This is a genomic window from Pseudomonas ovata, from assembly GCF_003131185.1.
Lineage (GTDB): Bacteria > Pseudomonadota > Gammaproteobacteria > Pseudomonadales > Pseudomonadaceae > Aquipseudomonas > Aquipseudomonas ovata.
In genome coordinates this window covers 82674-94575 of record NZ_QFFU01000015.1, presented here as the reverse complement: position 1 = coordinate 94575, position 11902 = coordinate 82674, and the positions used below count along the sequence as shown (strand labels likewise).

The window sequence follows — 11902 nt, the reverse complement described above, 5'->3', positions numbered from 1 at the left end:
CAACGCGCACATCCCCCCGTTACCTTGAGGAAACACCCCATGAAAGCCTGGATCTGTCTGCCATTGATGATCGTGGTTCTTGCAGGCTGCGCTGGCAAGACCAGCTATCGCGCCAGCTGCGGCAACCAGCTCGACAGCGCCTGGAAAGAGCTCGACCTGGCCAAGGCCGAGGGCTTTGCCGGTACGGTCAGCTACTCCAAGGCGCTGTCGCTGCTGACCGGGGCCAAGACCCAGCAACAGTTCGAAGCGTTCGAAGGCTGCACCGAAAAAGCCGAAAAGGCACGCTTCTATATTCGTGAGTCGCGCGCCGGCCGCTGAAAACCGCACGTTGACGCCGGGCGCGATGCAAAGCGCTGTAATTGCAAAGCCCTCTCTGACGAAAACGCCTACGCTAAAACTACAGTGTTCATACGTGTGGCCGATTAATGGCCATCAGTCGTCGTCTGGAGAGGCTTTCTATGGGCACCAAGCTGGATGCATGCCTGAGCGCGATCAATGAGGTGGTACTGGGCAAGGAAACGCAGGTGCGCCAGGCCATGACCTGCCTGCTGGCCGGCGGCCACTTGCTGATCGAAGACTTGCCGGGGATGGGCAAGACCACCCTCAGCCACACCCTGGCCCGGGTCCTGGGCTTGAGCTACCAACGGATTCAATTCACCTCTGACCTGCTGCCGGGGGACATCCTCGGCACTTCGGTGTTCGACCGCGACACCGGGCAGTTCACCTTTCATCCGGGGCCGATCTTCGCCGAACTGGTGCTGGCCGACGAGATCAACCGCGCCACGCCCAAAAGCCAGAGCGCCTTGCTGGAGGCGATGGAAGAAGGGCAGGTGTCCATCGAGGGCGCCACCCGGCTGCTGCCTGATCCGTTTTTCGTCATCGCCACCCAGAACCCGTTCAGCTCCGGCGGCACCTTTGCCTTGCCCGAATCGCAGCTTGACCGCTTCCTGATGCGCATCTCGATGGGCTACCCGGCGCGGGCGGCCGAAAAAGCGCTGCTCCTGGGCCAGTCGCGCCGGCAGTTGCTGCCGCAGATCAAGCCCATTCTCGACCATGCCCAGTTAGGGTTGCTGCAGGCCCAGGCGCGTCAGGTGCGGGTCAGTGATCCGCTGGTCGACTACGTGCTGCGCCTGGTCGATGCCACGCGCAGCCAGCCGCAGTTCGCCTATGGCCTGTCGCCACGGGCCAGCCTGGCGATCCTGGCGGCTGCCCGGGCCTGGGCGATGTTGCTGGGACGGGACTACGTGATTCCCGAGGATGTCCAGGCCGTGCTGCCGGCGGTGGTCGGCCATCGCCTGCGTGACCGCAACGACCCCACCGGGCATGGCGGCAGTGCGCTGGTGCAAGGGCTGCTGCGCGACGTGGCGGTATTGTGATCGGCCGCTTCAAGCCGCACTGGCAGCGCTGGCTGGTGCGGCGTATTCCGCCGGCGGCCAGCGTGACCCTGGATCACCGGCGCATCTTTATCCTGCCCACCCGCAGCGGTGCAGTGTTTCTGCTGGTGCTGGTGCTGATGCTGCTGGTGGCGATCAACTACCAGAACAGCCTGGCCTATGGCCTGACTTTCCTGCTGGGCTCGGTGGGCGTGCTGGGTATTCTGCACACCTATCGCAACCTCAGTGGCATGGTGATCAGCGCCGGTACGACGCGCGCGGTGTTTGTCGGCGAATCGGTGTTGCTGCGCCTGCGCCTGGAAAGCACCGGCACCGCACACCAGGCCATTGGCGTGGGCTGGGATGCGGTGCAGATGCAGCAATACGACGTCGGCGCTGCCGGCAACCGCGAAGTCGAACTGAGCCGTCCGGCTCAGGTGCGCGGCTGGTTGCGGGCACCGCGCCTGCGCATCGAAAGCGTTTTTCCGCTGGGCATCCTGCGCGCCTGGACCTGGCTGGACCTGGAGCAGACCGTGCTGATCTACCCGCGTCCCGTGCCGGGCAACATGCCCTTGCTGGCCGGGGTGCAGCCGCATGCCGAGGACGACGGCCAGGCCACCCGTGGCCAGGGCGTGGATGACTACCAGGGCCTGCGCCATTACCAGCCCGGTGACAATCGCCGGCGCGTGCACTGGAAAGCCTGGTCGCGCGGGCAGGGCCTGCTGGTCAAGGATTTCACCGACCTGAGCGGGCATGACCTGTGCCTGGATTTCATGGTGCTCGACGGTGACATCGAGGAGCGCCTGTCACGGCTGTGTTACTGGGTGCTGGAGCTGTCGCAGCGCCAGCAGCCCTTCGCCCTGCGCCTGCCCGGTCTTGAGGTGGCGATGGACAGCGGCGACGGGCACCGCGAACTGTGCCTGCGTGCGCTGGCCCTGCATGGAACCGCGCGATGAGCGAACACACCTTGAAAGCGCCGCCCGACAAGGCCGCCTCAATGAGTGAGCAGGCACGCCTGGCCCAGTCGATCCCGCGCATCTGCCTGACCTGGCTGCTGCTGGCCCAGGCACTGGTCATCGTGCCCTTTGCCCTGCACATCCCGCCGCCGCTGCTGGTGCTGTGGCTGGTGTGCTCGTTGTGGCGCATCCAGATTTTCCGCATGCGCGCACGGTTGCCGGGCACCTGGGTCAAGGCCGGGCTGCTGGTCGGCACCGCCGGTGGCGTGTACCTGGCCCGTGGCAGCCTGGTGGGGCTGGAGGCGGGCGCGGCGCTGTTGATCGCCGCGTTCATTCTCAAGATGCTGGAAATGCACACGCGCCGGGATGCGCTGGTGCTGATCTTCCTGGGTTTTTTCTGCGTGGTGGTGGGCTATCTGTTCGAAGACAGCCTGCTGTGGGCGCTGTTTACCCTGCTGCCGATCGGCACCTTGCTGGCAGCATTGATCGGCCTGCAACAGGTCGATGTCGCCCGCAAGCCGGAGATGGCCCTGCGCCTGGCGCTCAAGCTGATGCTGCAGGCACTGCCGCTGATGCTGATCATGTTTCTGTTCTTTCCGCGCCTGGAGCCGCTCTGGTCGTTGCCGCAACCCAGCAACAAGGGCGTGACCGGGCTGTCCGACAGCATGGCACCGGGAGACATGGCCGAGCTGAGCCGCTCGGCAGCGCTGGTGTTTCGCGCCAGCTTCGAAGGCCCTGCACCGGCGCGCAGCCAGCTGTACTGGCGCAGCCTGACCCTGGATCAGTTCGATGGCCGGCGTTGGTCGCAGTCAGGGCGCAGCCAGTCGGTGCAACTGGCGCAATGGAGCAAGCGCGGTGAGCCATTGCGCTACAGCATCGTGCTTGAACCCAGCGGCCGGCCCTGGCTGCCGAGCCTGGACGTGGCCGAGACCGGCCAGGATGAAGTGCGCCTGATGAGCGACTTTCGCTTGCAGCGTCGCCGCCCGGTCAGCCAGGCGCTGCTGTACGCGGCGCACTCCTGGCCCGAGGCACTGCGCGACCCGCAGCTCACTGACAACATCCAGCACCAGGCGCTGCAATTGCCGGCGCGTGGCAACCCCGAGGCGCGGCAGTGGGCGGCTGATCTCAAGCGCCGCTACCCGCAACCGGACCGCTTGGCCGAGGCGTTGCTGGGCTGGTTCGCCGAGCAGCCATTTCACTACACGCTCAAGCCGCCGACCCTGGGGCCGGACAGTATCGATGACTTTCTGTTTACCAGCCGCCAGGGCTTTTGCGCGCATTACGCTGGCGCCATGGTCTTTGTACTGCGCGCGGCCGGCATCCCGGCGCGGGTGGTGGCCGGGTATCAGGGCGGTGAGTTCAACCCTGACGGCCAGTACCTGACCGTGCGCCAGTTCGATGCACATGCCTGGGTCGAGTACTGGCAGCCGGGCACGGGCTGGCGCAGCGTCGACCCCACCGCTGCGGTGGCCCCGCAACGCATCGAGCAGGGCCTGGAGCAGGCGCTGTCGGCCGATGAAGCGTTTCTGGCGGATTCGCCCATGTCGGCGCTGCGCTATCGGCATGTGCCGTGGATCAATGCGGTGCGCCTGAGCTGGGATAACCTCAACTACGGCTGGCAGCGCTGGGTACTGGGCTATCAGGGCCAGCAGCAATTGCAGGTGCTGGACCGCTGGTTTGCCGGTTGGCAGGCACCGGCCTTCGTGGCCGGGCTGGCGTTGGCCCTGGCCTTGATGGCACTGTGGATCTTCAAACCCTGGCAACGTGAAAACGATGCGCAACTTCGGCTGTTTCATGCGTTCGAACGCTTGCTGGCGCGGCATGGACTGCGGCGCTTGCCGGGCGAGGGCGCACAGGCCTTCGGTGCACGCGCGATGCTGGCGCTGCCGCAGCAGGCCGAGGCCATCGAGGCGTTCATCGCGCAGTTCATGGTGCTGCGCTACGCCGCTGACGGCACGTCGTTGCAGGGCTTGCGCCGCGCCTTGAAACACCTGCGGCGCGACTTGCCGTGGCGCTTGCCGACCATCAAGGACAAACATTCATAAACTGATTGGAGTACTGCATGTCATCGATGGTGGGGCATCTGATTGCCGAAATTCTGGCGCTTGAAGTCAAGCTGTTGGCCTGCCAGGCGCGCCTGGCCGTCTCGACCGACAGCGAAGCCTTGCACGATTTGCGCACCACGGTGCGTCGGCTGCGCAGCCTGCTGCGACCCTTGCGCGGGCTGGGCGGGGTCGATGCGCTGGAACAGGCCGCCCGCGAGGTCGGGCAATTGACCACGCCGCTGCGCGACCTGCAGGTGCTCAGCGCGTTCCTGCACGAGCAGGGCTGGCATGACCTGGCCCTGCCGCGCGACCAGTACCTGGAACAGGCCTGCCCGCCGGTGGCCAGCAGTCCCGAACTCAAGAGCCTGCTCAAACACCTCGAACAATTGCCGGCGTCGTTGCGCCAGCAGCAGCGCGGCGGGCAACTCAAGGGACTGCGCAAGCGCATCGAGAAGGGCATGGACAAACAGTGGAAAAAGCTGCGCGAAGCCATGGCCGACCCGGCGCACGATCGCCATCGCCTGCGCCTGCTGATCAAGCGGGTGCGCTATGCGTCCGAGGCCTACCCGGCATTGAGTCACCAACCCAAGGGTATGCACGCCCGGCTCAAGCAGGCGCAGGGCGCGCTGGGCGATTGGCATGACCACCTGCAATGGCTGGCGCTGGCCGGTCAACACGCGGACCTGGCACCCTGCATCGCCGGCTGGCAGATCGGCATCGTGCAGGCTGAGCAACAAGGTGAAGTGGCACTGGAGCGGCTTGGCAAGGCCTGTTTCGGTAAATAAGTCATTCTGGCCGCAGTTATGGCGTTTATGACTTCAAGGTCTGCTCAGCGGGCTCGGTAAGATCGTTGCACTTCGATCCCTGGACCTATGGAGCCACCATGAACTTTGCCGAGCTGATTGCTGCGGTCAACGATAACCCGCGCTCGGTCGTGATTCCGGCGCACTGGGGGCAGGGCCGGGCCAGTTTTGGCGGCCTGGTGGCGGCCTTGCAATACCTGGCCATGCGCGCGCAGGTGGCGGCTGAGCGTCCTGTTCGCTCGCTGGCGATCACCTTCGTCGGGCCGGTGGCGCCGGAGGTGGCGGTGAGTTTCGAGGTCGAGATCCTGCGCGAAGGGTCGGCGGTGACCCAGGTGCTGGGACGCGCCACCCAGAACGGCCAGACCTGCGCCCTGGTGCAGGGCAGTTTTGGCGCGCCACGCGAGTCGGTGGCCCGTTATGAGCCGCCGGTGCCGATCAGTGAACTCAAACCACTGGCTGAGAGCTTTACCCTGCCATTCGTCAAGGGTGCGATGCCCGATTTTCTTCAGCATATGGACGTCAAGTGGGCGCTGGGTGGCCTGCCGTTCAGTAACAGTCCGTCACCGGTAATCGGGGGGTATGTGCGCCTGCGCGACGCCGAGCAGCAGGCGTTGAGTGAAGCCCACGTGCTGGCACTGGTCGATGCCTGGCCCAGCGGCCTGCTGACCTGGGTGAACAAGCCGACACCTGCCAGTTCGCTGACCTGGACCATCGAGTTCGTGCACCCACAGCCGGCGCTGTCTACTCATGACTGGTGCAGCTACCGCGCCGAAATCGAACATGCCCGCGATGGGTATGGTCATTGTGCCGCGACCCTGCGAGCGCCTGATGGCGCCCTGATCGCGATCAGCCGGCAGACGGTAACGGTGTTTGGCTAGGGTCTGTTGCCGTTTCAGCACGAGCCGCGTTGCTGGGCCCAATCTCGCCAGGCCAGGCGGAGGACGCAGAAAAGGGTCACTCCCTTTTCAAGTCCTCCAACACCGCATGGCGAGATTGGGCACGCAACCCGAAGGGCCGGGCCTGTTTTGCCGCGAGACTGCGTTACTCGCCACTCATTTGGAATGACCAAACGTCGCGGCTCCTGCCTTGCCTCGCGGCAAAACGGGCGCCGGCGCGGCCGTGATGAAACGGCAACAGACCCTAGAGCGGATCAGTGGTGACGCTGCAGGGCCACGGCGGCCACCAGGCCGATCACGCCGACGCCAATCGAGGTCAGGCTGGTCGAGACCAGCCCATTGACCAGCAATAGGGTACCCAGCACAAGGATCGGCGCGGCGATCAATTGCAGGGTGGTGTGCGGTTGGCTGGCGTCGGGGGCATGCCAGTGCAAGTCAGCAATTCGCTTGAGCATATGACGGTCCTCTCCAATGCATGTGTCCGCCCGTGCGGAGCAATGATTGAAGTCTAGGCCGTCGCCTGCCGGCCTGCGAATCGAGCCTGGCTATCGGGTTGATAGACCGATCATCTCCAGCCCAGTCGCGCCGCAGAAATGCAACCGAGGTGGATTCAATACCTGATAAAGTCAGTAGGTCATTTTGGATAAAGGGCGATCCAGCGCTTGTCGTCAGAGCCGTAACTGCCCGATCGAGCGGTTCAGTTCGCCGGCCAGGGTCGCAAGATCGGTGCTGGTGCTGGCCGAGTCGAGCGTCTGCGACACGGTGCGGTCGGTCACGTCGCGGATGCTGACCACGGCGCGGTTCATTTCTTCGGCCACCTGGCTTTGCTGCTGCGCCGCCACGGCGATCTGCGTGTTGCTTTCGCGCATTTGCGCCACCGCCTGGGCAATCGCCGCCAGCGCTTCGCCGGCTTCCTGGGCCTGTTGCACGCATTCATCGGCCTTGTACGAGCTGTCCTGCATGAAGTCCACCGCATCGCGGGTGCCGGCCTGCAGGTCGGTGATCATGCCGGTGATCTCGTCGGTAGACGCCTGCACGCGCTTGGCCAGGTTGCGCACTTCGTCGGCGACCACGGCAAAGCCACGGCCCATTTCCCCGGCACGCGCGGCCTCGATGGCGGCGTTGAGGGCCAACAGGTTGGTCTGTTCGGCGATGCTGTGGATCACGTTGACCACGCCATTGATCTTCTGGCTGTCTTCAGCCAGGCGCTGGATCATCCGTGCGGTCTGCTGCACGCCGCTGGACAGCCCGGCAATCGACACCTGCACACGGTCGACCACCTGTTTGCCGCTGCCGGCCAGGGTGTCGGCGGTCTGCGACTGGTCGCGGGTGGTGCCGGCGTGCTGAGCGATGTGATAGACGGTGGCCGACATCTGGTTGATGGCCGTGGCCACCTGGTCGGTCTCGCTCTGCTGGCCGAGCATGCCCTGGCGCACCCCGCTCATGCCGGCAGCCAGGCTGGCGGCGCCGACGTCCAGGCGCGCGGCGGTCTGCGACACGGTATTGACCACCCGCTGATAGCCGGCCTGCATGGCGTTGAAGGCATTGGCCATTTGCCCGACTTCATCCTGGCTGCCCTGGGGCGCGCGGGCCGACAGGTCGCCACTGCGCTCGACATGCAGCATCACATCCTTGAGGGCGTTGAGCTGGCTGAGCAGAAAGCGGATCAGCAACTGCGAGGCGCACAGCATCAGCACCATCAGCACGCCCACGGCCAGCGCGTACTGGGTGAAGCGCTCCAGCAGCAGTTGACCGAAGGTGGGGGCATACGCCAGCACCGCCAGGCGCTGGCCATCGGTGCGTTCGATGACTTGGGCCCCGAACAGGGTGCGGTCCTTGAGCGGCGTATCCAGATCGACCCAGCCGCGTGCCGAGGCCAGTGCCGGCACTGGCTGTCCGGCCACCAGGGGGCTAGTGCCGGCGCTGTAGACCAGGGTGTCGGTGTCGGCAGGCAGCGCCTGCGCGGCGGGCCATGCCGCCAGCACACGCGCCTGGCTTTGCGCCGTCTGCCGGGCGGTGTCCTGGCGCCCCTGTTGCTCCAGTTGCAAGGCATAGAGCACCAGCATCAGGGTGGTGAAGAACGCGACCGTGTTCACGGCCCAGAACTTGTACTTCAAGGAGAGGTTGCTAAGCCATGAGCCCATGAGTGGTCTTCTAGTCGTCTGAGGTATCGGCAAGGTGATGTCACATTGCCTTAATTCTCGGCTCGGCTATTGATCTGGATCAAGAACGCCAGATGTTTCATCTGGCCACTGCGGCAATCCGAAAAACGCCCGGGCGCAGTCAGTGGTGTGGCGGGCCAGGTCCTCGATGCGTTCACCCCGGTGCAGGGCCACTTCGCGCAGCACTTCGGTCAGGAAGGCCGGCTCGTTGCGGCCTTTTTTCGGCTTGGGTCGCAGGCTGCGCGGCAGCAGCCAGGGCGCGTCGCTTTCCAGCATCAGGCGCCCGCGCGGAATGTCGCGCATCAGCGGGTGCAAATGGCTGCCCCGGCGTTCATCGCAGATCCAGCCGGTGATGCCGATGTGCAGGTCCAGGTCCAAATAGCGGTACAGCGTCTGCTGCTCACCGGTAAAGCAATGCACCACGGCGGCCGGCAGGTGGTCGCGGTAGTCGCGCAGGATGTCCAGCAGGCGCTCGCCGGCGTCGCGCTCATGCAGGAACACTGGCCGTTGCAGTTGCACAGCCAGCGCCAGGTGCGCGTGCAGCACGCGTTCCTGCTGGGGGCGTGGCGAGAAGTCACGGTTGAAGTCCAGCCCGCATTCACCCACGGCGCGCACCCGGTCCTGCTGCAGCAAGGCCTGCAAGGTGCGTTCGCTGTCGCTGTTCCAGTCGCTGGCCGAATGCGGGTGTACACCGGCGGTGGAGAACAGCCGCTGGCCGCTTTCGTCCAGCTCATGGCACAGGTTCAGGCTCTCTTCGCTGCACGCCAGACTGGTGCCGGTCAGCACCAACTGGGCGACGCCGGCGGCGTACGCGCGCTGCAGCACCGCCGGTCGGTCGGCTGCGAAGCTGGCGTTGGTCAGGTTGACGCCGATGTCGATCAATTGCATGGTGCTACCTCTGGCTGAATGCGTCCGAGCATACCAGAGCCTGCGCAACGACCCGAAAAGGCTGTGCATTCAACCCCTTGAGCCCGACGGTTCAACGCTTTTGGCAACACCTGAAGGGATCATGGCGTCATCGCCAGGGTCCTTTTTTCTGTCTGACCACCCTGGAATACCCATGGAGAGCGAATGATCCGAGCCGCGCTTTTGTCTGTTGTCTGCCTGTCCTTGCCCCTGTCTCTGGTCGCCCCGCTGGCTGAGGCCCGTGAAGCGCGTGAAACCCGTCAGAGCGGGCCACATGCGGTGCACAAGGCCCCCCAGGTCCGCGACCTGCCGGCCATTCGCACCAGCAGGGTGCTGCGGGTGCTGGTCAACCAGAGCCGCAATAGCTCAGGCGACGTCAAGGGGCAGGAAATCGGCGTCGAGTACCATCGCCTGCAAGCCTTCGAGCGTTACCTCAACAGCCAGGACAAGGCCGGGCAGAAGATTACGGTCAAGTTCATTCCCAAGGCCAAGGACCAGTTGCTCGGGGCCTTGCTGCGTGGTGAGGGCGACCTGGTGGCGCCCAGCGAACTGCTCGACGAGCAGGCCGTCAAGGGCGTAGTGGCCAGCCGCGCCATTGTCGCCGATGTGCCACTGGTGCTGGTCGGCGCTCGCGGGCAGCGCAGCTTCAAGCAGCTTGAGCAGTTATCTGGCCGCACCCTGAGCCTGCCGGCCGGCAGCGTGGCCGATGTCGCAGTGCAGCGGCTGAACCAGCGCTTGGCGCTGCGCAAGCTGGCGCCGGTGCACATCGAGTGGGCCGATCCGAGCCTGGCGGTGGAAGATGTGATGGAGATGGTCCAGGCCGGGATCTACCCGTTGACCGTGGTGGAACAGCCGATTGCCGAACGCTGGGCGCGGGTGATGCCCAGGTTGCGGGTGGATCGCAACCTCAAGTTCGGCACCGAAGGCGATATCAGCTGGTTCGTGCGCCAGGACGCCCGGTTGCTGCAAGCCGATGTCGACCGCTTTCTGAGCACCTACAAAGCGCCGGCCCAGCAGGATCAGGCGTTCGAAAAAGCCTATAAATCCCTGTACCGGGTCAACAGCCCGTTGGCCCGTAATAACCTGCAGCGCCTTGAACAACTGCGGCCGATTCTGCAGCGCCACGGTGAGGCGCAAGGCATCGACTGGCTCGACCTGGCGGCCCTGGCGTTCAAGGAGTCCAAGCTGGACCCGAGCGCCAAGGGCAGTGGCGGGGCCACCGGCTTGCTGCAGATCACGCCGTCGGCCGCCCGGCGTGTCGGGGTCAACAACATCCAGCACGCCGATGGCAATGTGCAGGCCGCGTCGCGCTACATGGCGCTGATCCAGCGCAAGTTTTTTGCCAGCCGCAAGATCAACGACCGTGAGCGCATGGCTTTCGTACTGGCGGCCTATAACCTGGGACCGGAACGCGTCCAGAAGATGCGCCAGGAAGCGCGCAAACGTGGCTTGAACCCCGACAAATGGTTTTTCCAGACCGAGCGGGTGGCCATGGAGCAGAACGGCGCGGGCGTGGTCATGTTCGTCAATAGTGTGAACAAGTATTACCTGGCGTTTGACCGCCAGCGGGCGTCACTGGAAGGGCCGCGCCAGGCGACTTATGCGGCGCGCAAATAATCGATTAATTCGATATTTATGCGGCAATTTTTGTGATTTTCATATTGGCTGGTTCGATTAAGATGGCGCCATTCCCGCTCATCACCTTATTGGAATCACCCACATGAAAGCGCTGCTCAATACCCTTCTCTCCACCCGTGCAGGTTTCGGCCTCACCGCTGTGCGCATCATCGTCGGCATCATTTTCATTGCTCACGGCAGCCAGAAACTGTTCGGCGCCTTTGGCGGCTACGGGCTGGAAGGCACCGGGCAGTGGATGGCCAGTATCGGCCTCAACCCCGGCTACCTGATGGCGCTGTTGTCCGGCAGCGGTGAGTTCTTCGGCGGCCTGGCCCTGCTGCTCGGCCTGCTGGCCCGTCCGGCGGCTGCGGTGCTGGTCTTCCTGCTGGCGGTGGCGATTGTCTCGGTGCACTTGAGCAACGGCCTGTTCATGAGCAACAACGGTTACGAGTTTGCCCTGGCCTTGCTCGGTGGCGCCCTGGCGGTGCTGATCGAAGGTGCCGGCAAACTGTCGCTCGATGGCGCCATCGCCCGCCGTCTCTGAGGGTGACCTGCACGCATGACCTCGCCCCGGCAGCCACTGGCTGCCGGGGCGAGCTGTTTCTGGCAATTGACAAGGCGCAGGGGCGTCTCTAGGATTGCCGTCAGCGCCGATTTAACAACTACTTGCGGGGCGCCTGGCGAAAGCCGAAATACCGCTAAAACGTTGGTTCGGTGTCGCCTCCCACCGCTGCCCAGCGGAACCTGTGAGGCCGAGTATCCATCATGAGCCAATCCCTTCGCCGTTCGCTGCAACGTCCTTTGCGCCTCTCGCCCATCACCGCCTACATCGGGCGCAAGAACCCCCGTATCCTGCTCGGTGGCGCGCACCAGTCCACGCTGTTGCGCTACCTCGATGGCTGGCCGCGCAAGGGCGGCAAGGCCAGTGCCTTCCTGTTGCAGTTCGTCGACACCACCCAGTCGCTGGCGGCCTACCGCAACGATGAGTTCGACCTGGCAGTGATCCATGCGCCGGATCCGGCCAGTGCCGCCAGTGTGATTCACGACCTCACGCGCATTGCGCGCCAAGGGTTGATTACGCTGGGGTAAACCTTGGCGGTGCCGACGGGCGGCGCACTCTGAACTTTCATTTCACAGGTCTGGT

General features: G+C 64.7%; 12 protein-coding genes. 9 read left to right on the top strand and 3 right to left on the bottom strand.

Annotated elements, in window-relative coordinates:
* The first annotated feature begins 39 nt into the window (after positions 1-39).
* From DGA31_RS19215 to DGA31_RS19190, 6 genes are all read left to right on the top strand, one after another.
* Positions 40-318: a hypothetical protein gene (locus tag DGA31_RS19215; protein WP_056837319.1), complete on the top strand. Its 279-nt coding sequence runs from the start codon at positions 40-42 to the stop codon at positions 316-318.
* A gap of 140 nt (positions 319-458) precedes the next feature.
* Positions 459-1376, top strand: a complete 918-nt coding sequence (locus DGA31_RS19210) for an AAA family ATPase (RefSeq protein WP_109513624.1) — start codon at positions 459-461, stop codon at positions 1374-1376.
* A complete protein-coding gene (locus DGA31_RS19205; protein WP_056837323.1) occupies positions 1373-2329 on the top strand; it encodes a DUF58 domain-containing protein in 957 nt (318 codons plus the stop codon). Before DGA31_RS19210 ends, DGA31_RS19205 begins: the two co-directional genes overlap by 4 nt.
* Positions 2330-2370: 41 nt before the next feature.
* Positions 2371-4374 carry a transglutaminase TgpA family protein gene (locus tag DGA31_RS19200; RefSeq protein ID WP_109513643.1) on the top strand — a complete coding sequence of 668 codons (2004 nt, stop codon included), beginning with the start codon at positions 2371-2373 and terminating at the stop codon, positions 4372-4374.
* A 17-nt stretch (positions 4375-4391) separates the two neighbouring features.
* Positions 4392-5159, top strand: coding sequence for a CHAD domain-containing protein (locus tag DGA31_RS19195; protein WP_109513623.1), 768 nt, complete (start codon positions 4392-4394; stop codon positions 5157-5159).
* A gap of 98 nt (positions 5160-5257) precedes the next feature.
* Positions 5258-6055, top strand: coding sequence for an acyl-CoA thioesterase (locus DGA31_RS19190; RefSeq protein WP_109513622.1), 798 nt, complete (start codon positions 5258-5260; stop codon positions 6053-6055).
* A gap of 272 nt (positions 6056-6327) precedes the next feature.
* Here DGA31_RS19190 and DGA31_RS19185 read toward each other — a convergent pair whose 3' ends face one another.
* The 3 genes from DGA31_RS19185 to DGA31_RS19175 form a co-directional block, all read right to left on the bottom strand.
* On the bottom strand, positions 6328-6528 hold the full coding sequence (locus tag DGA31_RS19185) for a hypothetical protein (RefSeq protein WP_109513621.1): 201 nt from the start codon (positions 6526-6528) through the stop codon (positions 6328-6330).
* A 213-nt stretch (positions 6529-6741) separates the two neighbouring features.
* Positions 6742-8217: a methyl-accepting chemotaxis protein gene (locus tag DGA31_RS19180; RefSeq protein ID WP_109513620.1), complete on the bottom strand. Its 1476-nt coding sequence runs from the start codon at positions 8215-8217 to the stop codon at positions 6742-6744.
* A gap of 66 nt (positions 8218-8283) precedes the next feature.
* Complete coding sequence (locus DGA31_RS19175; RefSeq protein WP_109513619.1) at positions 8284-9123, bottom strand: TatD family hydrolase; 840 nt, start codon at positions 9121-9123, stop codon at positions 8284-8286.
* Between the two features lie 183 nt (positions 9124-9306).
* Here DGA31_RS19175 and DGA31_RS19170 point away from each other — a divergent pair, with 183 nt between their 5' ends.
* From DGA31_RS19170 to DGA31_RS19160, 3 genes are all read left to right on the top strand, one after another.
* Positions 9307-10758: an MltF family protein gene (locus tag DGA31_RS19170; RefSeq protein WP_109513618.1), complete on the top strand. Its 1452-nt coding sequence runs from the start codon at positions 9307-9309 to the stop codon at positions 10756-10758.
* A 103-nt stretch (positions 10759-10861) separates the two neighbouring features.
* Complete coding sequence (locus DGA31_RS19165) at positions 10862-11302, top strand: DoxX family protein (protein ID WP_056837333.1); 441 nt, start codon at positions 10862-10864, stop codon at positions 11300-11302.
* Between the two features lie 221 nt (positions 11303-11523).
* The gene (locus DGA31_RS19160; RefSeq protein WP_109513617.1) at positions 11524-11847 is read left to right on the top strand and encodes a hypothetical protein; all 324 of its coding nucleotides are present in this window, start codon (positions 11524-11526) and stop codon (positions 11845-11847) included.
* The last annotated feature ends 55 nt before the right edge of the window (positions 11848-11902 follow it).